The sequence below is a fragment of the Sorangium sp. So ce131 genome (assembly GCF_051519095.1).
Lineage (GTDB): Bacteria > Myxococcota_A > Polyangia > Polyangiales > Polyangiaceae > Sorangium.
On record NZ_CP150455.1, the window covers coordinates 5,577,392 to 5,603,583 of the forward strand.

At 73.1% G+C, this 26,192-nt stretch carries 18 protein-coding genes; 3 read left to right on the forward strand and 15 right to left on the reverse strand.

Features of this window, described 5'->3' with window-relative positions; translation table 11 throughout:
* Positions 1-10: 10 nt before the first annotated feature.
* Positions 11-1,021 (reverse strand): hypothetical protein, encoded by a 1,011-nt coding sequence (locus tag WMF43_RS20170; RefSeq protein ID WP_437682420.1) that lies wholly within the window; start codon positions 1,019-1,021, stop codon positions 11-13.
* Between the two features lie 26 nt (positions 1,022-1,047).
* Complete coding sequence (locus tag WMF43_RS20175; protein ID WP_437682422.1) at positions 1,048-2,583, reverse strand: protein kinase domain-containing protein; 1,536 nt, start codon at positions 2,581-2,583, stop codon at positions 1,048-1,050.
* Positions 2,584-2,699: 116 nt separating this feature from the next.
* On the opposite strand from WMF43_RS20175, the gene WMF43_RS20180 reads away from it, so the two are divergent.
* Positions 2,700-4,499 (forward strand): choice-of-anchor Q domain-containing protein, encoded by a 1,800-nt coding sequence (locus WMF43_RS20180; protein ID WP_437682424.1) that lies wholly within the window; start codon positions 2,700-2,702, stop codon positions 4,497-4,499.
* Positions 4,500-4,539: 40 nt separating this feature from the next.
* Here the strand turns inward: WMF43_RS20180 and WMF43_RS20185 are convergent, their stop codons facing one another.
* The gene (locus tag WMF43_RS20185) at positions 4,540-5,382 is read right to left on the reverse strand and encodes a hypothetical protein (RefSeq protein WP_437682426.1); all 843 of its coding nucleotides are present in this window, start codon (positions 5,380-5,382) and stop codon (positions 4,540-4,542) included.
* Positions 5,383-5,822: 440 nt separating this feature from the next.
* Here WMF43_RS20185 and WMF43_RS20190 point away from each other — a divergent pair, with 440 nt between their 5' ends.
* Complete coding sequence (locus tag WMF43_RS20190) at positions 5,823-7,115, forward strand: MFS transporter (protein WP_437682427.1); 1,293 nt, start codon at positions 5,823-5,825, stop codon at positions 7,113-7,115.
* A 33-nt stretch (positions 7,116-7,148) separates the two neighbouring features.
* On the opposite strand, the gene WMF43_RS20195 is transcribed toward WMF43_RS20190, so the two are convergent.
* The 9 genes from WMF43_RS20195 to WMF43_RS20235 all read right to left on the reverse strand — a co-directional run bounded on the left by WMF43_RS20195 (position 7,149) and on the right by WMF43_RS20235 (position 18,271).
* Entirely contained in the window at positions 7,149-7,538 is a 390-nt protein-coding gene (locus WMF43_RS20195) for a DUF2809 domain-containing protein (protein WP_437684050.1), read from the reverse strand.
* A gap of 331 nt (positions 7,539-7,869) precedes the next feature.
* Positions 7,870-9,009, reverse strand: coding sequence for a response regulator (locus WMF43_RS20200; protein ID WP_437682429.1), 1,140 nt, complete (start codon positions 9,007-9,009; stop codon positions 7,870-7,872).
* Entirely contained in the window at positions 9,006-10,109 is a 1,104-nt protein-coding gene (cheB, locus tag WMF43_RS20205) for a chemotaxis-specific protein-glutamate methyltransferase CheB (RefSeq protein WP_437682431.1), read from the reverse strand. Before cheB ends, WMF43_RS20200 begins: the two co-directional genes overlap by 4 nt.
* The gene (locus tag WMF43_RS20210; RefSeq protein ID WP_437682433.1) at positions 10,106-12,178 is read right to left on the reverse strand and encodes a hybrid sensor histidine kinase/response regulator; all 2,073 of its coding nucleotides are present in this window, start codon (positions 12,176-12,178) and stop codon (positions 10,106-10,108) included. Before WMF43_RS20210 ends, cheB begins: the two co-directional genes overlap by 4 nt.
* 11 nt (positions 12,179-12,189) lie before the next feature.
* A complete protein-coding gene (locus WMF43_RS20215) occupies positions 12,190-13,665 on the reverse strand; it encodes a CHASE3 domain-containing protein (protein ID WP_437682435.1) in 1,476 nt (491 codons plus the stop codon).
* On the reverse strand, positions 13,662-14,252 hold the full coding sequence (locus WMF43_RS20220; RefSeq protein ID WP_437682437.1) for a chemotaxis protein CheW: 591 nt from the start codon (positions 14,250-14,252) through the stop codon (positions 13,662-13,664). Before WMF43_RS20220 ends, WMF43_RS20215 begins: the two co-directional genes overlap by 4 nt.
* Entirely contained in the window at positions 14,252-15,772 is a 1,521-nt protein-coding gene (locus WMF43_RS20225; protein WP_437682438.1) for a CheR family methyltransferase, read from the reverse strand. The genes WMF43_RS20220 and WMF43_RS20225 overlap by 1 nt, the downstream gene beginning before the upstream one ends.
* Positions 15,769-16,209, reverse strand: a complete 441-nt coding sequence (locus WMF43_RS20230; RefSeq protein ID WP_437682440.1) for a chemotaxis protein CheW — start codon at positions 16,207-16,209, stop codon at positions 15,769-15,771. The genes WMF43_RS20225 and WMF43_RS20230 overlap by 4 nt, the downstream gene beginning before the upstream one ends.
* Before the next feature lie 589 nt (positions 16,210-16,798).
* Complete coding sequence (locus tag WMF43_RS20235) at positions 16,799-18,271, reverse strand: ABC transporter substrate-binding protein (protein ID WP_437682442.1); 1,473 nt, start codon at positions 18,269-18,271, stop codon at positions 16,799-16,801.
* Positions 18,272-18,612: 341 nt separating this feature from the next.
* Between WMF43_RS20235 and WMF43_RS20240 the strand changes: the two genes are divergently transcribed.
* Positions 18,613-22,968, forward strand: coding sequence for a DNA topoisomerase 3 (locus WMF43_RS20240; protein WP_437682444.1), 4,356 nt, complete (start codon positions 18,613-18,615; stop codon positions 22,966-22,968).
* A 21-nt stretch (positions 22,969-22,989) separates the two neighbouring features.
* Here the strand turns inward: WMF43_RS20240 and WMF43_RS20245 are convergent, their stop codons facing one another.
* From WMF43_RS20245 to WMF43_RS20255, 3 genes are all read right to left on the reverse strand, one after another.
* Positions 22,990-23,118, reverse strand: a complete 129-nt coding sequence (locus WMF43_RS20245) for a hypothetical protein (RefSeq protein WP_020736078.1) — start codon at positions 23,116-23,118, stop codon at positions 22,990-22,992.
* A gap of 362 nt (positions 23,119-23,480) precedes the next feature.
* Positions 23,481-25,103 carry an SBBP repeat-containing protein gene (locus WMF43_RS20250; RefSeq protein ID WP_437682446.1) on the reverse strand — a complete coding sequence of 541 codons (1,623 nt, stop codon included), beginning with the start codon at positions 25,101-25,103 and terminating at the stop codon, positions 23,481-23,483.
* A gap of 129 nt (positions 25,104-25,232) precedes the next feature.
* The gene (locus tag WMF43_RS20255; RefSeq protein WP_437682448.1) at positions 25,233-26,051 is read right to left on the reverse strand and encodes an SDR family NAD(P)-dependent oxidoreductase; all 819 of its coding nucleotides are present in this window, start codon (positions 26,049-26,051) and stop codon (positions 25,233-25,235) included.
* Positions 26,052-26,192: the final 141 nt, after the last annotated feature.

The following is a 26,192-nucleotide window of genomic DNA, read 5'->3' on the forward strand; positions in this document are numbered from 1 at the left end:
TGCCTGCCCGTCAGAACCGCCCGCCCACGCTGGCGCCGAGCGGCCCGATGGACACGTGCACCGAGGGCTCCGCCGCCGGCACGCGGTCCGAGGGCGCCGTGAAGAACAGGACCGCGCCGCCGGCGAGCGCGAGCCCCGCGCCGACGAAGGCGATCGTCGAGACGAGCGCCGCGTCGAGGCTCTGCTGGCGCAGGCGGAGCCCCTCCGGATCGCAGGCGTCCTGCGCGTCGCAGTGGCCGTCGTTCGACGCGTCGCGCTTCGCCATGGCGCGCACGCCGAAGCCCCCGCCCACGGCTGCGGCCGCGAGGCCCGCGCCGGCCACCACGACGCCCACGAGCCGCCGCGTCGACCCGGGCGCGGCGGCGGCCGGAGCGGATCCCGCGGGGCGCGGCGGCGCGAGGGGCGGCGCGGCGGAGTCGGGCGTGGGCGCCCCGGGTGCGTCCGCGAGCGGCGGCACGTCGACGGCGACGGTCTCGCCCGGCGCGCTCGCGTCGACCTCGCGGCGCCAGGGTTTCTTGCCCGGCGCCGTCACCACGACGGTATGCCGTCCCGGGTCCACCGGCACCGCGGCGCCCCATTGCGGCGCGCCGACCACCGAGCCGTCGCGCTCGACGTGCAGGTCCGGCACGGCGCGCAGCGCGTCCGGGACCCGGATGGTCAGGCGCACGAGCGACGGCGCGATGCGCTCGGCGCGATCGCGCGCGTACTTGGCGCGCGCGCTCTGCCCCGCCACCTCGGCCAGGTCCCCGACCTGCAGATAGAGCGTCCACGCGCTCGCCGTGCGGCCGATCGCCTCGAGGCACTCCGCCAGGTAGTATTGCGTCCCGATCGAGGGATCGAGCCGCTGGCTCTCCTCGAGCTTGGGGCACGCCTCGGCGTGGTTGCCCGCCGCGGTGAGCGCGCGCGCCTCGTCGAAGATCGCCTGCGCGGCCGCCTGATCCTGGGCCGATACCGGCTGCGCCGCGGCCGGCGCGGCCGCGAGCGCACCTGCCGCCACGAGGGCCGCGATCCCTGATGGCACGGGCCACCAGGTTGCCGTCCGTGGCGTCATTTTCTCCTCCCACCGAAGGGATTCTCGGGCGACTCGGCCGGCGCGCGCGGCGTCGCAGCGGTGCCGGGAACCGTCGTCCGGCGCTCGCCCGTCGCGGCGGGCGCGCGCGGCGTGGCAGCGGTCTGCCGCGGCGCAGTGCGGGCGCTGGGGGCGGCCGGCGCAGCTGCGCTCGGTGCGGCCAGCGCGGCCGACGCGGCCGGGCTCGTAGCGGCCGGCATGTCCGGGCTCGGCGCAGCCGGGTTCGGCGTGGCCGGCGTGCCCGGGCTCGGTGCCACGGACGCGCTCGGCTCCGCCGTGGGCGCGGGATCCGGCGCGGCCGGCGCTGGCTCGATGGCCGCCGGGGCGGCGCTCGGCGGGGCGGTCGTCTCGGGCGTGGACGGGGCGCCGCGAGCCCAGAGCGCGAGCCCTGCCGCCGCGGCGAGCGCCGTCGCGGCGAGCGCCGCCACGACGGGCCCGGGCCTGCGCGCCGAGTCCCCGGCGTCCGTGGTCGGGCTCGGGGTCGCGTCCGGGGGTGGCGTCCCGCTCGGCCGCGGAACCGGCGCGTTCAGCAGCGACAAGGTGCGGTTCGGCCCGTCGGTCGCGACCGCTGCCTGCGGCGTCGCCGCGGCCGGCGCGAGCCCCGGCGTCGCGTCCCGCGGCGGCCTCTCCCGCGCGGCCGGCAGCGCAACAGTCTGCGCGCCTGCGTCGCCGGCGAACGGCGCGAGCGCTGCCGCGAGCTGGGCCGCCGTGGCGAAGCGCTGCGCCGGCTCGCGCCGCAGGCAGCGGAGGATCACCTGCGCGAGGCCCGGCGGCAGATCCGGCCGCGCTTGCTCGGGCGGCGTGGGCTCCCCGAAGAGCACCTTCATGCCGAGCTCGGACGGCGTCGACGCGCGGAACGGCACGGTGCCGGTCACGAGCTTGTACAGGACCACGCCCATCGCCCAGATGTCCGCGCGCGCGTCCACGTTCCGCGCCGACATCATCTGCTCCGGCGCCATGTAGCTCGGCGTCCCGAGCGTGTTGCCGGTGCCCGTCAGCTCCTCACCGAGCAGCTTGGAGATGCCGAAATCGAGGATCTTCGTGCAGATCGAGCCGTCCGGGAGGTGGGCCACGAACAGGTTGCTCGGCTTCAGGTCCCGGTGGACGATGCCGAGCGCGTGCGCCTCGCCGAGCGACTCGCAGGCCTCGACGACGTGGCGGGCCGCGCGCGCGGCGTCCAGCGGCCCCTCGCGCTCCACGATCGACGCGAGATCGCTCCCCTCGAGCCACTCCATGACGAGGTACGGCGCGCCCGAGGGGAGGCGGTCCGCGTCGGTGACGCGCACGACGTACCGGCTCTTGATCTTGGCCGCCGCGCGCGCCTCGCGCAGGAACCGCTCGACGATGGCCGGCTCCCGGGCGAGCTCGTCCCGGAGCACCTTGATCGCGACCGGCTCGTCGAGGTGCAGGTGCCGCGCGCCGACGACGAGGCCCATCCCGCCCTGCCCGAGCAGGCGCTCGACGCGGTACTTGCCCGCGAGCACGCTGCCGGGCATGAGGTCGAGCCCTGCCATGGCGCTCCCCGTCGCTCCTCCGGACATGTCTGCCTCTTGAGGTTACCGGGTGGTGGAGGGGGATAACAGAGGTTTCTGTGGGCGCGAGGGCCGACCGCGCGTGATACACGTGCAGAATGCCTCGACCTCGAGGGTATCGAGCATCCTGGTTCGTCCTGCACGCATTCGCCCTCGGCGCGCTGGGCTGCGCGGAGATCCTCGGCGTGAATGAGGGCAAGCCGCGCCCCGCTGGGACCGGCGGGGAGGGCGGGGGAGGCGGCGACCCCGGAGGGAGCGGCGCCGGAGCCGCAGGAGGCGGGGCAGGAGCCGCAGGAGGCGGCGCTGGCTCGGAAGGAGGCGGCGGCGCGGCGCCCGACCGGCTCACCGCGCCGCTCGTGCTGTTCACCGATCTCGAGTCGGGGCCGCCGGGAGCTTACGTCACGCTCTATGGCGTGCGGCTCGTCGAGGGAGACAGCGACGCGATCGAGGTGACGTTCGGCGGCGCGCCCGCCTCGCTCTTCAGCAAGCGCGACGGCGCGTATGCCGCGGACGACGTCGCGCGCGCGCTCGACGTGATCGTGGTGCAAGTCGACGAGGACATGCCCTTTGGGTCCATGGACGTCGTGGTGCGCCGAAACGGGGTGGCGAGCGATACGGTCCGGTTCACGGTGCGGCCCGGGACGATCCGGTTCGTCGACGAGGCGGACGGGAATGACGAGAGCCAGGACTGCACGGAGGCGGCGCCCTGCGCCTCGCTCGCGAAGCTCGCCAGCGTGCTCGCGCCGGGCGACGTCGCCTACGTCCGCGATGGCGATTACTCGGGCGACACCACGTGTGATACCACCCATGACGATCTGCCCATCACGTGCGCCTTGCCGCTCGCGCAGCTCGCCAGGCCCGGCACCGCGGATCGCCCCATCGCCGTCGTCGGGTACCCTGGCGAGCGTCCGCACGTCGGCCTGCTGGGGGCGCCGAGGGATGCGGACATGCTGTATGTCGGGGTCCGTGCTGCCCGTGCGGGTTATGTCGTGTTGTCGAACCTCGTGTTCACTGACGTGGGCATGGGCGGATCCATCGCCAACATGGATGGCCTCCGCATCGTCGGCTGTCGTTTCGAGAGTTATGCGGCGGACGGCGTCTACCTGCATGAGCGCGTCGACGCGGTGACGATCCTCGGCTCGACGTTCGCCACTGGCGCGCGCACCGCGTTGCGCGGCGTGGGGGCGTGCAACGTGGAGGTCGTCAACGTGGAGGTCGGCTTCTCCGAGTTCGATCACGTCCCTGATCCGATCACGTTCGAGCCGAAGGAGGTGAGCGAAATTCGCTTTCACCATAACCTCGCCAATACGCTGCACTCAGGGCTAAATATGCAATATTGCAACGATACTACGGCTGGCCAGTCGAGCGGCCGCGTGGCGTATTTCGATAACGTAATCAAGGACGCGGAACAGGTGGTTCTCCTCCCGAAGGAGACCACTGCCGGAGCCGAGATCCTCGTCTTCAACAACACCTTCTACCACCTCAGCGCCTGCGGCTTCCGCCTCGATGGCCCGGAGACCATCCCTTTCCTCAGCGGCGAGGCCATCCACATCCGCAACAACGTCATTGCCCTGCTCGGGACGCCGTATTTCTGCTTCCTCGACCCAAACGCCGGCACGCCGCCGGAGGACGTGAGCCTCATGGGCGACCGCAACCTCTTCTGGGGCGGCGCGGGCGTGTTTCCCGGGGCGCTCGGCATCCGGGCCGATCCGCTGCTCGTCAATCCCCCCAGCGACGTCTCGCTCAGCGCCGACAGCCCGGCGGTCGACGCAGGCGCGGAGGTGCTCGTCGACGTCGCGATGCCGCTGCCGCGGTCCGCCCGCTTCGACTACGGCGGCCTTCCCCGCATGATCGGCGACGCGGTCGACATCGGCGCGCACGAGCGTTTGCCGGACTAGCTCGGCCTGTCTCGGCGTCAGGGAGCGCCTCCGCGCGCGGTCAACCTCGCCAGCCGGGCGGGGGTTTGGCGAAGCCGGTCTCGGCCGGGAAGGGGCTGGCGGTCTCGCGCTCGGAGAGCCCGTCCACGTCGATCCCGAGCGCCCGCAGGCCTTCGCGTTGCTCGTAGCGGATCACCAGCACGGCGACGGGCTTGGGCGTCGCCCGGTCGAACGTCGTGGAATGAATCCGCGACTCGCGCCGCTCACCGAACGTCGTGCCGAGCCCCTTCGGCGCCTGGGGGGCAGGGGCGGGCGCGTACGCCCCGGCCGGCGCCGGCGGGCCGAACCCCGGCGGCGCCATCGGCGCTCGCGCCACGGCGCCCGGCGGCGGCGCTGCCGGCGACGGGGGCGGCCCGGGCGGAGGCGCGGCCCCGCCCATCGGCGGTGCGCCGCCGAACATCGGCGGCGGCGACGAGGGCGCGGCGAGCGGGGGAGGCGGCGGCAGCGGCGCCCGCTCCTCGAACGCCGCCAGGCCGATGACGCCGACGTTGCGGGGTTTGCCGATCTGCGCGGCGTACGACTGCTCGATGCTGCCGAAGCGGAACGTCGCGACGTCGCTCTGGCTGATGCGGAACCCGGTGAAGTCCCACGAGCTGTGCGCGTTGATCACGTGGCCGCGGAGGTCGAACGAGGCGTCCTTGCCGCTCTGCACGTCAAGGCCGTCGACCGTGGGCACCACCTCCACGCGCCCGCCGGTCAGGTTCCGCACGCGCAGCGCGTAGCGCTGGCCTGATCGCCCCTCGACGTAGGTCGTGTCGCGGTGGAAGTACTCCCGCGCCGGCGTGAGCGCGCCGTTCTCCTCGACGAGCAACGTCACCTCGACGATCCCCTTCAAGTCCCGCATGGTCGATGCCCCTCTCCTTGTGCCGTCGCGCAGCACGGCCCGACGGTGAACGCTCGTCGATCCACGAGAACCCGCCCGGCGCGCCGCTGTCAAGCCGACAGCAAGCACCGCCCTCCGCCGTCGCCCGGTTCGCCTCGTTCTTCCCGCGCGATTCCCGCGATTCCCGCGCGGCCCTCCGCTGCGCGTGGCGGCGCAGCGGAGCACCACCGCTGCTGCTGAAGCAGCAGCGCCCCCGCGGCTGCTCCCGGGGTCGAGCGGGGTGTGCTCGTGCCGGAACGATCTCGTGCCCGCGCCGCGGGCCGCGCCGGTGGCACGGGCGTTGCGAAGCCGTCGGACGCGCGGTGCGGCGGCGTCCCGTCTGGGCTGCGATCCCCGTGGCCGCGCCGCTTCATCAACCCTCTTCTCTCCCTCTTCGGGCAGCGGTCACCGCTGGCGTGGACATGTCCTCAACCAACCTCGGCGGGCTCGGCGTGCTGCGCCACCGGAGCTTCACCTTCTACCTTGCCGCCAGGCTGCTCTCTGCGGTCGCGGTGCAGATGCAGAGCGTGGCGATCGGCTGGCAGGTCTACGCGTTGACCGGCGACGTCTTCGACCTGGGCCTCATCGGGCTCGCCCAGTTCGCGCCGTTCTTTGCCTTGATCCTCTTCGCCGGGCAGGCCGCGGACCGGTTCAACCGGCAGAACATCATCTCGCTCGGCCTCGCCGCGGAGCTCGCGTGCTCCTTGCTGTTGCTCGCGTTCACGGTGTCGGGTCTCAAGGTGGTCTGGCCGGTGTTCGGCGTGCTGGTCCTGTTCGGCAGCGCGCGCGCCTTCATGATGCCGGCGTCTCAGGCGATCCTGATGAACCTCGTGCCGGCGGACAGCTTCGGCAAGGCGGTCGCGCTCAGCTCCTCGAGCTTCCATGCTGCCGTGATCGTGGGCCCGACGCTGGGCGGGCTCCTCTACCTTGCTGGAACGACGGCCGTTTACACAATGGTCGCGGCGCTGCTCCTGCTCTCTCTCGTGCTCATGCGCTTCGCGCGTTCCACCCAGCAGCCCCGGCGCAGGGAGCCGACGTCATGGAATGCGGTCCTGGAGGGGCTGCGCTTCGTGTGGTCGCGTCCGGCGGTGCTGGGGGCGATCTCGCTCGACCTGTTCGCCGTGCTCTTCGGCGGCGCGGTGGCGCTGTTGCCCGCGTATGCGCGCGACGTCCTGCACGCCGGCCCGACCGGCCTCGGCGTGCTCCGCACCGCGCCCGCGGTGGGCGCCGCGCTCACCGCCGGCGCGCTCGCCGTCTGGCCGATCGGTACCCGTGTCGGCCGCTGGATGTTCGGCGGCGTCGCGGTGTTCGGCCTCGCCACGATCGCGCTTGGCCAGACGCGGAGCTTCCCGGTCGCGCTCGTCGCCTTGTTCCTCATCGGCGCTGGCGACATGGTGAGCGTCTACATCCGTCACATCCTCGTGCAGTTCGAGACCCCTGACGCCATCCGCGGCCGCGTGAGCGCGGTGAACGCGGTGTTCATCGGCGCCTCCAACGAGCTCGGCGAGTTCGAGTCCGGCCTCACGGCCCGCTGGTTGGGCCTCTTGCCCGCCATCCTCCTCGGCGGCACCGCCACCCTGATCGTGGCCGCGTTGTGGGCCTGGGGTTTCCCCGTGCTCAGCCGCATGGACCGTTTCCCGCACGCCAAGCAGGACCCCGACCCCCCCCAGCCGCCCCCCGCCTCCGCGGAGCCCGCCGCCACCCCAGCCGTCTGACGCGCCTCCCCCCTCACGCGCCGCCCCCCGTCTTCATCTCGTAGCGCGGAATGGTCGGCACACCGCGTACCCCAGCGCGCAGCCAACCCCGTACAGCGGAAAATCCATCGGATCGAACCCCCCGTTCCCTCCGAGCAGCAGCCGCCCCGGCGTCGTGCTGCGCGCCGCCCAAAGCCAGCTCGCGTCGCTCAGTTGCAGCACCTCGATCGCGCACGTCGCCGCGAGCACCGCGATCGCCAGCCGAAGTGTCCCCGCATAAATCCACACCATCTGCGCCCCCGCGATCCAGACGACCTCATAAAGCACCGCCCCCGCGCCGTTGCGCAGCCACCCCGGCCCCCCATAACTCCGCAACACCAGCCCCATCGGCACAGCCACCGCGATAATGATCGCCAGCGCCCCCCGCTTCCCGTGATTCCCCATCACCACCCCCCCTCCGCCATCAGCACACCCCCCCTTTTACCCCCAAAGCAGCGCTAGCGGGGGCTGTACCGTAGCGCTGGCGGGGGGCTGTACGCGGCGGACGCGGGGGGCGCGCCAGAGCACCGAGCGAGGTACCATAAGCTCTCTGTCAGCTCGACGCCCCAGGCGCGCCTTGTGTGGCGCGCACCATAACGTCCCAGCCAGCAAGGCCCGAAGCGAGACATGCCGGGCGGTGTCCCAAGCGCGAGCCCCCCCCGCCCCAGTCTTGGCGGATCCCAAGCGCCCCCCGCGTCCGCCGCGTACAGCCCCCCGCCAGCGCGTGCCGTGCAGATCACCCGGTAGCGCTAGCCGCCCCTCGCGCCAGCACCCCGATGGCCGCGATCCCGCGCTCCGAGTCCTCCTCGTTGAGGAACATCCGCAGCGTCTCATGGATGGCCGGCAGCGCCCGGTACAGGTCCTCGGGCGACATCGACCGCGGCTCGATCCCGGCCCGCCGGCACGCCCGCACGATCGTGCTCGGCCCGATCACGCTGGAGAGCCCGCTCGCGGCGACCACCTGATCGAACAGCGAGCCTTCCAGCGGCATCATGCTCTTCGTGATCGCCCCCGCGCGCGAGCTCGGCGGCGCCTCGTCCGGGTTGCTCCCCGCGCGCCTCGGGGGCGCCCCGCCGTCCACGCCCGGCGACGACCGCGGCCGGAACAGCGTGCGCAGCCGCTTCCGCAGCATGGCGAGCTCGGGCGTCTTCAGCACGAAGTCGTCCACGCCGATGCGCGCGCCCTCCTCCCGCGTCCCGGCGTCGTCGTGCCCTGTCAGGACAACCACGGGAATGTGGCACAGGGCGCTCGATTGTTTGATCCTCCGCGCCGCCTCGAGCCCGCCCATCCCCGGCATCAGGAGGTCCATGATCACGCAGTCGACCCGCTCGACGGCGAGCAGGCTCAGGGCCTCTTCCCCCGACTGCGCCGGGATCACGTCGCAGCCGTCCTGCCTCAGGAAATGCCCGAGCGAGGCGCGGTACGTCGGGCTGTCGTCCACGACGAGGATCTTCTTGCCGCTCACCGAGGAGGGGCCGCCCCCCGGGGCGCGCACCCCGGTGCGGTGCTGGCTCACGAGCTCCGTCGCGCGCAGGACGAGGTAGCTCCCGTCGTACGGCTTCCCGATGTACTCGTCGGCGCCCGTGCTCAGGCCCTGGATCCGGTGCCTCACCTCGACCTCGGTGGACAGCAGGATGACCGGGATGTGCATGAGATCGGGCGTCGAGCGGATCTCCCGGAGGACGTCGAGCCCGTCGCCGTCCGGCAAGAGGACGTCGAGGATCGCGAGGGAGAAGGTCTTCGTCCTCAGCACCTTCTGGGCAAGCGCCTTGGTCTCGCACGCCGTCACGACGAACCCGGCGCCGGTGGTGAGCAGGCTCCGGAGATCCATGCGTATCGTGAGGCTGTCATCGACGATCAGGACGTGCGGTTTCATGCTGGTTCCCTTCTGCTCCTCGACAGCGCGAGCAAGGTAGGGCCGATGGTTGCTGCAGATAAGACGTAGCGCGCCGCCCCCAGCGCGATGGCCTCCCTCGGCATCCCGAAGACGACCGACGACGGCTCGTCCTGCGCGATCGTCATGGCGCCGGCGCGCTTCATGGCGAGCATCCCCTCGGCGCCGTCGCGGCCCATCCCCGTGAGCAGGCAGCCGATGGCGCGCTCGCCGAGCTGCTCGGCCACCGACGTGAAGAGCACGTCGATGGAGGGGCGGCACGAGTGCCGCTCCGGATCGGCCGTCAGGCGGAGCCGGCCCTGCTGCACGACGAGGTGCCGGTCGGGCAGCGCCAGCGTCACGCCGGGCGCGCCGCCGCGCGCGAGCGGCTCGCCGTCGGCCGCGATCGAGACCGGGAGGGAGAGCCGCGACCCGAGCCACTCCGCGAACGCGGGCGCGAACGGCGCGCCGATGTGCAGCACCAGCAGGATGGGCACCGGGAACGACGCCGGCAGCGGGCTCAGCGCGTCGGCGACGGCGGACGGGCCCCCGGTCGAGGCGCCGATCGCGATCACGCGGTACTGCGCCGCGTCGTCGGCGGCGCGGGAGGCCTCCGGCGCGGGCGCCGGCCGCGACGGCCGGAGCTTCCGGCGGAGGTGGGTGATCACCTTGATGCGGGCGACGCGCTTCACCGCGGCGAGGAGCCGCAGGTCCCAGGCGCCGCCCGCCCCGTCGGCCCCGGGCTTGTCGAGCACGTCGACGGCGCCCGCCGCCAGCGCGTCGAACGTGCCCATCGCCTCGCCGCGCTCGAGCGAGGCCGAGACGATGAGGATCGGCGTCGGGAAATAGGCCATCACGTGCTCGGTCACCGCGAGCCCGCTCATCCGCGGCATCATCATGTCGAGCGTGATCACGTCCGGCCGCAGCTGCTCGCAGCGCGCGATCGCCGCCTCCCCGTCGGCGGCCTCGCCGACGACCTCGATCTCGTGGTCCGCCGCGAGCGCGGCGACGATGCGCCGGCGGACCGTCCGCGAGTCGTCGACGACCAGCACGCGGATCCGCTTGCCGGGGGGGCGGGGCTCGGCCCTCGGCGACAGGCTCATGAGGGGCCTCCCCGCGGCGCCTTCCGGAGGAGCTCGGCGACCGTGTCGAGCAGCCGCTGCTGATCGAACTCGCCCTTCACGATGTACGCGTCCGCCCCCGCGCCTTCGGCGCGGCGGCGATCGGCCGCCGACGAGAGCGACGTCACGATGACGAGCGGCGTGTCGCGCAGCGCGGGATCGGCGCGGACGTGCGCGGCGAACTGGAAGCCGTTCATGCCGGGCATCTCCACGTCCACGAGGAAGAGCCCATAGCGCCGAGCGGCCGCCTTCGACAGGCCCTCCTCGCCTGAGGACGCGAGATCGACCTCGTACCCGCCGGACTCCAGGATGCCCTGCTCGAGCATCCGGGTCGTGAGCGAGTCGTCCACGACGAGGATCGGCGGCGGCGCGCCCCGCGCGCGGCCCGCCGCGCGGCCCGGGCCGGCGGCGCGCACGGCCTCGATCACGCCGCGCGGATCGAGGACCAGCAGCGGGTTGCCGCGCGCGTCGAAGCTGGCCCCCGACACCGCGGGCGGCGACCCGGCCGCCGCGGGGAGCGGCCGCACGACGACGGGGACGGCGCCGAGCAGGCGCTCGGCGCCCACGACCGCGACCGACGCGCCCGCCGCCACGATCAGCGCGCAGCGCGGCTCGTCGCTCGGCTCCGGCGCGCCGAGCACGGCGGCGAGCCGCGCGAACGGCGCGACGCGCCCCTCGACCACGATCCCGTCGCGCTCGGCGCCGCGGACGATCTCGCCCGCCCCGAGCCGGAGCGCGCCCCGGACCGCGTCGAGCGGCAGGAGCGCCGCATGGCCGCCGTCCTCGAACCTGAGCGCCGTGATCGACGACATCGAGACCGGGACCACGATCTCGATCGTCGTGCCGCGCCCTGGCTGGCTCGACGCGCGCGCCGTCCCGCTGAGCTTCGCCGCGGTCTCGCGCACCACGTCGAGGCCGACGCCGCGGCCCGAGAGCGCCGTGATCGACTCGCACGTGCTCACCCCCGGGTCGAAGATGAAATCCAGCGCCTCCTCGGCGGCGAGCTCGCCCGCCGCGCCCTCGTCGCGGAGGCCCGCGCGGACGACCGCCCTCCGGACGGCGGCCAGATCGACGCCGCGGCCGTCGTCGCTGCAGATCAAGGCGACCCGGCTGCCCCGCTGCTCGACGTGGAACCTGATCCTCCCGGCGGCCGGCTTCCCCGCGGCGAGCCGCGCGGGCTCGGGCTCGATCCCGTGATCGACCGCGTTCCTCGCCATGTGCAGCGTCGCGTCCCGGAGCGCGGAGATCACCGAGCTGTCGAGCCGGATGTCGCCGCCGCTCGCCTCGAACTCCACCCTCTTTCCGAGCGACTCCGCCGCCTCGCGGACGGCGAGCTCGACCGCCTCGAGCACGCCGGCGCACGGCTGGAGCTGCAGCTCGCGCGTGCGCGCCTGCGCGCTCCGGAGCTCGCCGGAGAGCCGGTCGACGCTCGCGGTGAGCTCCGCGCGGGCGAGGCCCAGCGCCGCGCGCAGCTCGTTGAACAGCGTCGTGGCCCGCTTCGCGCCGAGCTCGCCGAGCCCGCGCGCCGTCTCCTCCTGCGTGCCGACGGTCCCGAGCGCGTCCGCGAGGCGCTCGGCGCGCGCGAGCGCCTCCGTGCCGCTCCGCAGCGCCTCGATCTGCACGATGGCCTCGCCGATCTCGTCGGCGAGGTCGTGGACGAGGGCGAGATCGACGCGCGCGAGCTCGTCGTGCGCGCGGCGCGACGGGGAGCGGCCGCCCGCGCCCTCGTCGGGATCGCGCTGCAGGGCGAGCAGCCCGACCTCGTCCCGGATGAGCCCGATGATCTGCATGAGCTCGCCGATGTGCGCGGCCGGGATCGGCTGCTGGTCGTTCCGGAACGGCATGAGCACGTCCTCGACCGCGTGCGCGAGCTCGGCGACCTTGAGCTGCTTGGCCGCGCCGGCGGCGCCCTTGAGCGTGTGCGCCAGCCGGAAGCACTGGTCGAGCGCCGCGCCCTTGCCGCCCTGCTTCTTGAGATCGAGCAACCCCCACGCGAGCCCGTCCGCGAGCTCCTGCGCCTCCATGCGGAAGTACTTGTAGAGGTCGCTCACCGGGCCCGCTCCTACGCCCGCTCCGGCCGCTGGATGAGGCGGACGAGGTCCTTCGAGAGCGCCGCCAGCTCGGACGACGTCTTCAGCGTCACGCTCGAGCTCGCCTCGGTCTCGCGCGCGGTGCGCGCCACGTCGAGCAGGGCCGCGTTGACCTGCTCGACCGCCGTCGCCTGCTGCTTGGTGCTGAGCTCGATCTCGCGCGAGGCCTCGGCGGTGCTGCTGACGAGCTCCGAGATCTGCAGGAAGCTCGCGGCGACCTCGCTGAACTGGCGCGCGCTCGCGTCCACGGCCTTCGAGCCCGTCTCGGTCGCGATCACGGTCGTGTTCGCGGCCGCGCTGATCTCCTCGATGAGCGTCCGGATCTCCTTGGTCGACCCGCCCACCCGGTCGGCGAGCTTCCTGATCTCGTCGGCGACCACCCCGAAGCGCCGGCCCGCGTCCCCCGCGCCGGCGGCCTCGATGGTCGCGTTGATCGCGAGGATGTTCGTCTGCTCGGCGAGCTCGTTGATGATCTGGAGGATCCCGCCGATCTGCTGCGACTTCTTGCCGAAGTCGATCATGTGCATGACGATCTTCTCGACCTGCCGCTCGACCGCGACGATGCCCTCGCGCGCCCGCCGCACGGTGTCGTCACCGGCGCGCGCGGCCGAGGCGGTCTCGGCGGCGATCTGCGTCACCCGCTGCGTGCTCTCGGCGATCTGGTGGGACGTCGAGAGCAGCTCCTTCATCGTCGTCGAGACCTCGCTGGAGGTGGTCGCCTGCTCCTTCGACCCCTGCGCCTGCTGCGTGGCCGCCGCCTGGAGCTCCGTCGCCGAGCTCTCGATCCGGCGGGTCGCGGTGTTGATGCGGCGGTTGATGCCGCGGATGATCACGAAGCCGATCCCGGCGACCACGAGGATGGTGAACACCGAGCCCGCGGTGAGCGTGGCGAGCAGGCGCCGCTCGCTCTCCGACGCCTGCGCCTCGCGCGCCGCGAGCAGGCGCGTCTCCTCGGCCCGGAGCTCGGCGGTGATGGCGCGGATCTCATCCATGATGCGCTGGCCCCGGCCGTCCGCGACCATCCTCGCCGCGGCCTCCGCGCCCTCGCGGCGGCGCTGCTCGATCGTGAGGCGCATCTCCTCGCGTTTGTCCCGCATGAGCGGCCGGATCCGGTCGAGCCGATCCTGCGCGTTCCGGTTGCTCCGCGTCAGCTTGCGCAGCTCCTCGTAGTCGCCGTCGAGCGCGTGCAGCGCGAGCTCGTAGGGCTCCAGGAAGGCCGCGTCCCCGGTGATCACGAACCCCCGCTGCCTCGTCTCCGCGTCGAGGAAGTGGCCGTGGAGCTCGTCGAGCTCCGAGAGCACCCGGTAGTCCTGCTTCAGCTCCTCGCTGATCTCGAGCAGGTTCGCCGCGTTGTGGACGGAGACGACGCCGAGCAGGATCAGCACGATGAGCGGCAAGCAGAGGCTGGCCGCGATCTGTTGCGGGATGGTCCACGTGGTCGACTTCATCGATCTCCCTTGGAACGTTCTGCGCCGCCCTGGGCCCTCGCGAGCACGGCGGCCACGACGGACGGGACGCGGAGGATGCCGAGCGGCGCGCCGTCGATCTCGACCGCCTCGCCGACGTGCCCCCCCGGGTCCCCGCCGCTGAGCGGGCGCACGTCGGCGCTCGAGAAGCCGACGTGGCGCTCGATCTCGTCGACGGCGAGCGCGAGGTCGGGGCTCCTCGCGCACACGAGGAGCCAGCGCGGCGCGGGCCTCGATCCTTCGCCGCCCCCGCCCGCGCCGCCCGCGACGTCCGCGCCGCCGCGCGGGCGGCCGCCGAGGAGCGCGGCGAGGTCGTACACGGCGACGAGCCGGCCGCGCAGGCCGGCGAGCCCGAGGAGCCCCGGCGGGCCGCCGGCGAGCGGCGCGGTGCGGCGGTAGGGCTCGACGGCGGCGAGCTCCTCGATGCGCACGACGAGCCTGCGCCCTCCCGCGCGGATCGCGAGGGCGCGCGCGGCCTCCTCGGGGCACGCCTCCGCGGACCGGGCGAACGAGGCGTCGAAGGCCTGCTGCAGCTCGGCCAGGCGGCGGGCGAGGCGGGCCCGCTCCATCAGCCGCGCCCTCCCTGGGCCCGGAGCTCGGCCTGGCAGAGGCCGATGAGCGCCGCCCTCGGGAAGCCGCCGCCGAACAGCACGAGCCGCTCGTGCTGCTCGGCGACGAGCAGCTCGGCCGCGCGCGCGAGCTCGTCGCGCGTCGTCTTCATGTCGCCGGCGCGCCGCGCGAGCATGCCGAGCCGGAGGTGGGGCATCGCGAAGCTCGGATCGCGCCGCGCCGCGGCCTTGTAGTGCTGCGCGGCGCCGGCGGTGTCGCCCGCCTGCTCCTGGCACAGGCCGAGCACGTAGTGCGCGGCGCCGTCGTCGCCCGCGTCGAGCGCGTTCTGGCAGGCGCGCTCGGCGCGGCTCAGATCCCCCTGCTGGCAGAGGATCACGGCGCGCAGCAGCTCGACGTGCGCGTCCGACGCGGCCTCGGCGGGCAGCGCTGCGAGCGCGGCCATCGCGTCGGCGAACCGCTCGCCGCCGATGAGCTGGAGCGCCCGGTCGACCGCCGCGAGCTCCGCCGGCCCGAGCGGCCTGCCCGCGCCGGCCTTCCGGGCCTCGCCGGCCGCGCGCGGCGCCCCCGGCCGCGCGGGCGGCGACACGCGCTGGGCCACCTCGGCGACGCGCGCCGAGGCCTCGTGGATGCTCGCGACCCACGCGCTCCCGCGCGCCGCGTCCACGGGCGCCCGGCGGGGCAGCGCGGCGCTCCGCCGGTAGTAGAAGATGCCGTGCGTGTGCGCCACGTCGAAGGCGGCGCTCGTGGCGCGGAGCGACTCGCTGGAGGCGAGGAACAAGAACCCGCGCGGCGCGAGCGCGCCGGCGAAGCGCTCGAGGAGCTCGACCGTCTTCTGGGGCGCGAGGTACATGAGAACGTTGCGGCAGAAGATCGCGTCGAACGCGCCGGGCCTCCAGAAGGTGGGGTCGTCCTCGAGGAGGTTCTTCACCCTGAAGTCGACGAGCGCGGCGATCTCCTTGCGCAGCTCGGCGTCCTCCCCGGCGCGGACGAAGCAGCGCTTGCGCACGTCGTCCGGGACCGCCCGCAGGGTCCACTCCGAGTACCTCCTTCGCAGCGCCCGCTGGATCGCGATCGGGTTGACGTCGACGCCGACGACCCGGATGCGGTTCGGGATGATCCCGGGGTAGGCGCCCTGGAGCGCGATCGCGAGCGAGTACGCCTCCTCGCCCGAGGCGCAGCCGGCGGAGAGCACGGTGATCGGGTCGCCGTCGGGGCGCGCGGCGAACCGCTCCGGCATGGCGATCTCGACGAACGCCTCGATCTGCGGCCACTCCCGGAAGAAGTACGTCTCCCCGACGGTGAGCTGCCCGGCGAGGACGTGGAGCTCCTCGCGAGCGAACTCGGGCCGGTCGAGCTCCCGCCGGTACACGTCGAGGTCGGCGCACCCGCGCGCGCGGACGCGCTCGCGCAGCACGGCCTCGAGGTCCGCGCCGAGGTGCAGGGACGCGCGCGAGAGGCCGAGGCGCTCCTCGAGGAACTCCTCCAGCGGGCCGAGTTCGAGCGGCGCGGCGGGGCTCACGCCGCGCCCCCGTCGAGGGACGGCCACGCGCCCTCGGGCAGGAGCCGCGCGGTCTCGATCAGCGCGAGCGCCTGCCCGTCGAGCGTCCCGAGGCTGTCCACGCATTCGGGCAGGGCCGCCGAGAGGAGCGGCGGCGTCCGCTCGAGGGTGGCCAGGTCCAGGCGCTCGATGCCGAGCACCTCGTCGACCTCGAGCGCCAGCGGCCGCGCCCCGGCTCGGACCGAGACCAGGCGCGCCCCGCGCCGCCCGTCGGCGGCGCCGAGCAGCGCCGCGACGTCGACCACGGGCACGTGCGCGCCCCGGATGACCGCGAGCCCGCGCACGAACCGCGGCGCGCCCGGGATGCTCCGGATGGGGAGGACGCGCATCGTCTCGGCCACGGCCGTGAGCGGGAGCGCGCACATCCACGAACGGACGCGGACGATGAGGGCCCTCAACCGTCTCTCCTTTTCCGGCGTCGGCGCGCGCCTCGCGTCGGCGCGATGTCGTGTCCTGGGTCTACCATGACGGGGGACGTCCCGCGCGCGGCGCGGTGGAACACGGTACCCAATTGCCGAATGGTTTTGAAGACCTATAAGGATTTATCCCACGTTGGACAGGCCTGCACAAGCCTGGCTCGCGGCTCGCCTCGCCTCCTCGCCGCCTCGCGGCCGCGTCTGGCTCAGGGCTCTTCTGCCCCTTGCTGCATGCCTGCTTGTCTCCCACATGTCTCCTTCTGGCCTCTTGCCTTTGCGCGCCGTCACCGCGCGTTGCTGTGTTGCCTGGGTGTTGCCTCGGTGTTGCCTCGGTGTGGTTCGTGTTTCACGACGGTTTCGTCCGTGTGGCAATGCTCTCGACCTGCCTGGAGAGCGGCGCCACGGTGTGGTCCACGATGCTGGCGTGAGCGTCGGAGGGTCGCGACGCGGCTTTTCGCCGGGCGACAGCTGGAGGCTCGAACGGCGCATTGGCGCGTACACGTCGCCGCGCGGCTCAGGGCATGGGGTGCTGGAGAGCGTGTGATCCTCGGGAGTCCGGTGTGAGTCGGCCTCATCGCCCCGAGGGCGGCGGCGCTGGCGCGGGCCCGGCCTTGAGCTCGGCGAGCGGCCTCGACGTGGGCTCGACCTTGAGCTCGGCCAGCTGCTTCACCGCGCCTTTCCGTTCGCGGGCCCAGGTCTCCGCGTAATCCTTCGACAGGAAGGCGGCGAGGTCGCCGTCCGGCGACTCGGCGTACCACGCCTGCTCGGCCAGCAGCTTCAGCCCGGTGTGCCGGTCGTGCACGAACATGGCGCGGATCGTCCGCCCCTCGGCCCCGAGCTTCCGGCGCGCCGCGAGCGCGGTGGCGGGGCTCCCGTACGGGCGGACCCAAGCCTCGCCTTCCACCCAGATCTGCGCCGCGCGCTTCGGATCCGCGATCGGCGCGCCGGTGAGCGCGTCGGCCCCCGTGATGGGCACCTTGGCGGTCCGCGCGAGCCGCTCCTCGTAGCTCACGCCCGCCGCCTCGAACGCCCGCCGGACATACCGATCGTCCACGAACTGATCGATGTCGAGGGGGTCTTCTGCCCGCCTGAGGAGCACCAGGGTGTCCGCCGCGACCCGCAGCCCGTGAAGGAACTCGGGCTTCAGGGCGACGTCGCGCGTCTGGATCCCGAGGGGACCGTGGAACATGTAGGCCACCTCGGCGTCGACGCCGGTCACCTGCTCGATCACCTCGCTGTACCGCTCGGGCTCCCGCTCGAGGATCCGATCGGCCTCGATGACCGCGCGGAGGAGCCCGACGACGACCTCGGGGTGCTCCTCCGCGTACGCGGCGCGCACCAGCATGCCGTGCGAGGTGGGCGTCTGCGTGAGCGCCCCGTCGTGGATCTTCCTGGCGACGCCGCGGAAGGGGAACAGCTCGGCGAAGGGGACGAACCCGGCGTGGGCGTCGATGGTGTTCCACCGCAGCGCCGCCTCGGCATCGGCGGGCTGCTGGGACACGATCGCGGCGTCCCGCGCCGGATCCATGCCGAGGTCGCCCAGCGCGCGCAGCAGCATCCCGTGCGCCGTCGAGCCGAACGCCACGGAGATGCGCTTGCCCCTGAGATCGGCCAGGGTGTGCGCCGGGGAGCCGATCGGGACGAGGATCCCGTTGCCGGCGCCGGCGGCGCTGCCGGACAGCGCCGCGATGTAGAGGTTGCGCTTCCCGGCCTGCTGCGACGCGACGCCGTTCATCACCGCGGGGAAGTCGGCCATCATGCCGAAATCGAGGTGTCCGGCGATCATCTCGGCCGTGATCGGCGGACCGGACGGGAAGTCCTTCCACACGATCTCGTACTCGATGTCCTTGTAGGCGCCTTCCCTGGGGAGGAATCTCTCGAGCAGGGAGAGCTCGCGGAGGAGCAGCCCGCCCGTGGCGCAGTTGATCGTCGCGTTCTGGGTGCCGATCGCGACGCGGATCGTCCTCTTCTCGGAGGGGGTGCACGCGGCGCCCAGCACGGCGACGAGGAGGCAAACCACCCACCGCCACGAACGAGACGTCATTGTCGAAGGGTACTTCAGCGTTGCCCAGCATTGAAGGCGCCAAGGACATCGCTCAGGGCTCCTCGACCCGCCGCGTCCATGGTGGAATCGGGCCACCACCCGATCGGGAGCTGCGGGCCGCCGGTCGTCTGCCTGTCCGCTCCGCGCCGTTTGCGGGCGGCGTCTGCCGTGGCGCCGCCCGCCGCTCGGTGGCGCCGCGCTCCGCGGCGCGGTGCTGCCGGCGCTGCCCGGGCCGGGCGCGGCTTCCCGGCCGGCGCGCTTCTCCATACCGCTCCAGCGCGGCACGCGCTATCACCGCACCCTCGGGAAGCGCAGGCGGCGCCTGGCCCCCGGGTCCCCACATGATCGCCGTGGTCGCAGAGAAGCCCGCCGTCGCCCGCGACATCGCCGCGGTGCTCGGCGCCGCGCGGCGCGCCGAGGGGTTCCTCGAGGGGGGCGGCTACGTCGTCACGTGGGCGATAGGGCACCTCGTGGCCATCGCCGAGCCGCACCAGATCGATCCCGCCTGGAAGCGCTGGCGCCTCGACCTCCTCCCGATGCTGCCCGGGCGGTTTCCGCTCGTCGTCCTCCCCAGGACGCGGGCGCAGTTCGAGGTGGTCCGGAAGATCCTCTGCCGGCGCGACGTCGAGCGCGTCGTCTGCGCGACGGACGCGGGCCGGGAAGGCGAGCTCATCTTTCGTTACATCTACGAGGCCTCGGGCTGCACCAAGCCGGTGGACCGGCTCTGGATCTCGTCGCTCACGCCCGACGCCATCCGCGGCGGGCTCCGGCGGCTGCGCGACGCGCGGGGCTACGACGGCCTCGCCGACGCCGCGCGCGGGCGCAGCCGGGCGGACTGGCTCGTCGGGATGAACCTCTCGCGCGCGTACAGCCTGGCCTTCGACCAGGACCTCTCGGTCGGCCGCGTGCAGACGCCCACGCTCTCCATGGTCGTCGAGCGCGAGCTCGCGATCCGCCGGTTCGTCCCGGAGCCGTACCTCGAGGTGGTCGCCACGTTTCGACCGTTCCGCGAGGAGGGCCGCGAGGGCGGCGCCGGCGCGGCGGAGGTGCCCTCCTACAAGGGCACGTATTTCCGCGACGGCGAGCTCCCCGGCGAGAAGCCCGGCGGCGCGGGCGGTGAAAAGAGCGAGACCTCGCCCGCGCGGCGGCGCCTGCCGCCGGACGGCGAGGAGGCGCGGCGCGTCGTCGAGCGGGCCCGGCGCGGCGAGGCGCGCATCGATGCGGTCGAGTCCGAGTCCCGCCGCCTCCCGCCGCCGCTGCTCTATGACCTGACCGAGCTCCAGCGGCACGCCAACCGTCTTTATGGCTTCTCCGCGCAGCGCACGCTCGAGATCGCGCAGGCGCTGTACGAGCGCCGGAAGCTCATCAGTTATCCGCGCACCGACAGCCGGCACCTCTCGACGGAGGTCGCGGCCACGCTGGGCGGGGTGGTGCAGGCGATCGGCGACGAGGCCCCGTACCGCGGCCTGCTCGCCCCCGGGACGGGGGTGCGGCCGCTCGGCAAGCGCTTCGTCGACGACGGCAAGGTCGGCGATCACCACGCCATCATCCCGACCGGCGCGCGGCCGCCGCGCGGGGAGCTCGCGCCCGACGAGCAGAAGATCTTCGATCTCGTCTGCCGCCGGCTGCTCTCGGCGTGGCACGAGGATCACGTCACCTCGATCACGACGGTGATCACCGCGATCACGACGCGCGTCCCGGGCGGCGCGCCCGTCGTGGATCGCTACCACAGCGCGGGCAGCGTGGTGGAGAAGGTCGGCTGGAAGGTGCTCGACATCGGCTTCGGCAGGCCGCCCGCGAAGCCGCGCAAGCAGGGGGAACGCGGGGGCGGGGAGGGGGAAGGCGGGGAGGGGGAGGCGGAGCGCGAGACCGCGGATCAGGCGCTCCCGCCGGGCCTCGCGCGGGGCGAGGTGCAGCTCGTGCTCGACGCGCAGGCGCAGGCGAAGAAGACCCGCCCGCCCCCGCGCTTCACCGAGGCGACGCTGCTCACCGCGATGGAGACGGCCGGCAGCAGCCTCGAGGAGAAGGAGCTCTCCGAGGCGATGAAGGACTCGGGCCTGGGCACGCCGGCGACGCGGGCCGCGATCATCGAGACGCTCCTCCGGCGCGAGTACATCGTGCGCAAGGGCAAGCTCCTCCACGCGACCGACAAGGGCGTCGGGCTGATCGAGGTCGTCCACGCCGACGTGAAGAGCCCCGGGATGACGGGCGCCTGGGAGGCGAAGCTCGCCCAGATGGCCCGGGGCCGGGGGGATCTCTCTTCCTTCATGGAGGGAATCGCGTCGTACGTCCGCCACGTGGTGGAGGAGGTGCGCTCGGGGCGGCGCGCCGCGGGCGGCGCCGCGTTCTCGCTGGAAGCGACGGCGTCGCTGTCGCAAGAGGGCGGTGAAACGAGGGGGACCGAGAGGGGGCGAGGAACCCCGGCGGCGGCTCCGGAGGCTCCCCGGGAGCGCGAGGCGCCGCGCGCGCCGCCCCGCCGTCCTTCGGGTAGCAGCGCCGGAAGTGCGCCGGTCGCCGCGTCCCACGGCGCGCTCCGGACCGCCGCAGCGGCGGCGGTGTCGGCCTCGCCGCGGCGAGCGACGGAGTGGAGCAAGGGGACTGGGAGGCGGGGAGAACCATCGCAGGCGATCTCACCGGCTTCCGGCTTTCCCGTGGAGGCGTCCGGGTCGACACGTCCCGTGCCGTCCACTGCGGGGCGAGCGGCGAGCGCGGTGTCGCCGGCGCGTGTGGCCAGCGCGGCTCCCTTGGCGCGCGCGGCCAGCGCGGCATCGCCGGCGCGTGCGGCGAGCGCAGCATCGCCGGCGCGTGTGGCCAGCGCGGTATCACCGGCGCCTGCGGCGGCCAGCGCGGCGCCCCCGGCGCGCGCGGCGGCCGTCGTGGCCTCTCCGGCGCGCCGGCCGGCCGATCTCGCCGAGATACTGCAGCAGTGCTTCGGCTTCCGCGCCTTCCGCCCTTACCAGGAGGCCGTCTGCCGCACGGCGGCCGCGGGGCAGGACGTGCTCCTCGTCATGCCGACCGGCGCCGGCAAATCCCTCTGTTACCAGCTCCCCGGGATCGCCCGCGGCGGCACGACGCTCGTCGTGAGCCCGCTCATCGCCCTCATGGAGGATCAGGCCGCGAAGCTCCGCGCGTGCGGCTTCGCCGCCGAGCGCATCCACTCCGGCCGGAGCCGGGCCGAGTCCCGCAAGGCCTGCATCGATTACCTCGACGGCGCGCTCGACTTCCTGTTCATCGCCCCCGAGCGGCTCCGCGTGCCCGGCTTCCCCGAGCTGCTCGCCCGCCGGAAGCCGGCGCTCGTGGCCGTGGACGAGGCGCATTGCATCTCCAAATGGGGCCACGACTTCCGACCTGACTACCGCATGCTCGGCCAGCGGCTGCCCGCGCTCCGCCCGGCGCCGGTCATTGCGCTCACCGCGACGGCCACGCCCGTCGTGCAGGACGATATCGTCGAGCAGCTCGGGCTCACCTCCGCGGCGCGTTTCATCCACGGCTTCCGCCGGAGCAACCTCGCGATCGAGATCCTCGAGGCGAGCCCAGGGGACCGCCTCGCCCGGGCGCGCGCGCTGCTCGGGAAGGCCGGTCGGACGCCCGCCATCGTCTATGCGCCGACCCGGAAGGAGGCCGAGGCGCTCGCCCGGGGCCTCGCGGAAGACCTCCCTGCCGAGGCGTACCACGCCGGCCTCGCCGCCCCGGTGCGCGACCGGATCCAGGCGGCGTTCCTGGACGGCGACATCGAGGTCATCGTCGCCACGATCGCCTTCGGCATGGGCATCGACAAGCCCGATGTGCGCACGGTCATCCACGCCGGGCTGCCCGGGAGCGTCGAGGGCTATTACCAGGAGATCGGCCGCGCCGGCCGCGACGGCCTCCCGTCGCGCGCCGTGCTGATGCACTCGTATGTCGACCGGCGTATGCACGAGTTCTTCCACGAGCGCGATTACCCGGATCCGGCGGTCCTGCAGCGGATCGAGGGGGTCCTCTCCGGAGAGCCTCGCCCGAAGGAGATGATCCTGGGCGATCTCGGGATGGATCCCGAGGTGGCGGAGAAGGCCCTGGAGAAGCTCTGGATCCACGGCGGCGCGCGCGTCGACGCCGACGGGGGTGTCGCGCTGGGCGAGCCGGGGTGGCGCGCTCCGTACGAGGCGCAGCGGCGCCACAAGCTCGCCGAGCTCGCGCAGATGGCGCGCTTCACCGAGGGCCACGGCTGCCGCATGCTCCACCTGGTCCGCCATTTCGGCGACCAGGAGGACACGGGCGAGCCGTGCGGCCTCTGCGACGTCTGCGCGCCGGACGCCTGCGCCGCGCGGGAGTTCCGGGCGCCGAGCCGCGACGAAGCGCAGGCGATCGCGAAGATCCTGGCCGCGCTCCGCGACGGCGAGCAGCCGACCGGCCGGCTCTACCGGGAGGCGTTCGCCGGCGGCTCGCTCGAGCGGCGCGACTTCGAGCACCTGCTCGGCGGCCTGGTGCGGGCGGGCCTCGTGCAGGTGCGCGACGACGAGTTCGAGAAGGCCGGCGAGCGCATCACGTTCCAGCGCGCGTCGCTCACGCCGCGGGGCCGCCTGGGCGAGCCGCCGCCCGACATTCCGCTCGCGAAGGCCCCGCCCAAGGTGAAGAAGCGGCAAAACGCGGCCTCCTCGGACGCGCGGAGGGCGTTCTTCGCCCGCAAGGCGCAGCGGAAGAAGGGCCGGTCGCGCTGAGCGGCGCGCCGGCGGCGGCGCTCAACGGAAGATGCCGAAGTGCCCCAGCACCCACCAGAGCAGGACGAAGATGAGGATGGTGCTGAAGCACCCGCCGCCGAGCTTCTTCGCGCCGTAACCTGCCGCAATCCCACGCAAAATCTTGCTCATCGACCGACCTCCGGCCCCGTGTCGGGGTGCTGTATGAGCGAAGCAACACGAATGCCACAGCGGGTGGGTCGAGATCCTCAAGCGCGCGGCTGCTGATTTCGCTCGCTCGACGCGTAACTCGTCGGCACGTGCGCCACACTGAGGCGATTCGCTACGCCTTGACCCGCGGCGAGGTCCTCCGGCTGCCGAGGCGCGAGGCGGCGAGCCGGATCGCGGCGAGTCCCGCTGCCGCGCGTCGACGTTGACCTCGATCCCGCGCTGTGCGGAGCAGGCTCCACAGGGAAGCCCGTATGACCTTGCGTTCGCGTGTGCTGTCGCCGGCGTCGCTACGTGCGCCTGGCGCTCCGGGGCCGCGTTGTGGTTTACCGGCCCAGCTTCGCGACGACGAGGCGGTAGAAGATGCCGTCTCCGATGCCGGGTAGGGGGCCCGTCCCAAAGTCGGCATCCACTGCTCTCGTCGCGCCCGCGACGAACGTCTCGCCTGCCGGTGAGGTGGCCACGGCGCTCAGGATGGCCTCTGCGCCCAAGAAGCGGTTCCATTCGAGCTCCGCGTCGGGAGTCAGCTTGGCAACGAAGGCCTGCTCGCCCATCGTCCTGATCAGGCCATCGCCGAAGTCAATCTGCCCGCTCACGTCACCAACGACGACGAGATTGCCAGAAGGGTCTCGAGCGAGTCCCAGCGCGCGCTGATCGTCGTCGCCGCCGAATGTACGCGCCCAGCCGACCTCGCCGTCGGAATCGAGCTGTACCACGAAGACGTCCATGCCATCTTTCGCCGTCAAATCGTGCGTGCCCGCCTGCATGTCTTCGGAAAAATACCCCGCCACCGCGGGCCGCCCCGTGGAGCTCACGGTGATGCTCCTCGCGTCGAGCAATCCCGTCCCGCTCATGCGCGTTGCCCAGCCAGTGTTCCCGGCCGGCGTCAGCTTCACGACAAAGCTGCCCTTCTCTACGTCGATCGGCAGCCCCGGCGTGCCGAAGCTGACCGTCCCGTCGGACCAGCCCGTGAGGAAGATGTTCTTTGACTGGTCGACCGCGACCGCCTTGGAGCCCTCAGCTCCCGTGCCGCCAAAGCTGCGCGCCCAGCAGCCCGGTTTGGTCGCGAGGCCCGTAGCCCCGTCGAGCTTCGCGACCACGATGTCCTGCTCGCCAGCGGACTCGAGCGAAACCCCGCCGAAGTCGATCTGCCCTTCGAACGTGCCTACCACGATGACGTCATCGTCTTGATCGATGGCTATCGCCTTGAGCGTGCCCGCGCCTCCCAGGCTCTTGCTCCAGATGTGCCTGCCCGATGGGTCGAACTGGGCGACGAAGGGGCCTGCCTGCCGTGGTCCACCGCCGAAGTCGGTACCGTAGGTGCTCTCTCCGGCCAGGACCGGGTGTCCCCTGGAGTCCACGGCGAGGCCCCAGGCGTTGTCAGCAGACAGATCCCCGAACTTCTTTGCCCATAAAGCCTCTCCTGCGGGGCTCAGCTTCAGGAGCAGCACGTCCGTTGCGTCAGCCGAAGCGAATGTCTCGTCGCCGACGGTGATCGTGCCGGAGAAGGCCACGCTGACGACCACGCTCCCGTCGGGATCGCTTGCGATGGCGAGGGGCTGGGCGGAGCTGGTTTGTTGGTATGCCGTCGCCCAGACGACGCACTCCAGCCCATCGCAGTCCTCATCCTCTGCCGCCTCGCAGCGCTCCACCGCGGGCAGGATCTCGCCGGCGCATACGCCCCACGTTCCGTCGGCTGCACAGGTGCGCTTTCCTTCCCGGCACGCGCCCTCGTTTCTGGTGACCGGCGGGCCGCCATAACACGACTCCGAGGCGTCCGGCGTGCATCCGGGCTCCTCACCTCCAGCGCCGCCCATGCCGCTGGTGCCCTCGGCGCCCGGCGGCTCATCTGTGAACTCGTCGAGGTCGAGCAGCAGCGCGCAACCGTTGGCGCCCGGGGCCAGGCAGACGAGGGAAACGAGGACGTGAAACAGTGTTTGTGCTCGCATGGTAGTCCTATGCGCTCTCGAACGGCCGCAGATACGGCCCGGCGGGCGCTGGCGGCGGGCCATCGCGCCGGCATCGCTGCAAAGCGCCGCGTCAGCGGATCCATGGCTCAGGCGCCCCGGTCGTTGACGCTAGCCGCGAGCGCGCCGCGGCGTGGATTCATACCCGATGATCGAGAGCCCGATCCGCCCCGAGAGCCGGCGCAGCGCCGCCCGCGGCAGCACGCGGGAGAGCTGGGCCGTGGCCTTGCTCACGAGGGTCGGAACGACGACGGCCGCGCCCCGGTCCGCCGCCGCGATGCCGTACGCCGCGCAGTCCTCGGCCGACATCTCGAACGACGGCTTCTTGCGCGGCACGCCGGGCGCCCCCGCGTCGAAGATCTCCGTGGTGACGGGGCCGGGGCAGAGCGCCGTGACGGTGACGCCCGTCCCGTCGAGCTCCACGGCCAAGCTCTCGGACAGCGAGAGCACGAACGCCTTGGTCGCGCCATACACCGCGTGCCCCGGCGTCGGCTGGAACGCGGCGAGCGACGCCACGTTGAGCACGCGCCCACCTCCCCGCGCGACCAGGTCGGGCACGACGGCCGCGCACAGGGCGACGACGCTCTCGCAGTTGAGCCGCACCAGCCGCGTCAGCGCGGCCGGGTCGCCGTCAAGGAAGGGCCCGAGGTGCGTCGTCCCCGCGTTGTTCACCAGCCAGGCGGCGCCGCCAAGGGCGCGCGCCCTGTCGCGTACATGGAGGGCGGCGCCCTCCGCGGTGACGTCGAGCTCGAGGGGGTGGACGGCCGCGTGACCGGCGGAGCGCGCCCGCGCGGAGAGCTCTTCGAGGCGGTGGCCTCGCCGGCCGATGGCGAGGACCGGCTGCCCGCGCGCCGAGAGCTGGCGCGCGAGCTCCGCGCCGATGCCGGACGAGGCGCCTGTGACGATGGCGAGGCCCGAGGTCGTGGTCATGCGCCATCCTTTACGCCGCTCCGTCCGGGATCGCGAGCGGGCTGTGGACCCTGAACAGGCGCGAACGTGCGTCAGCTAGAGAGGTCGCCCCCGGCCGCCGTTGCCGCGCAGCGTTAGCAGTGCAGTCACACGCACGTCATC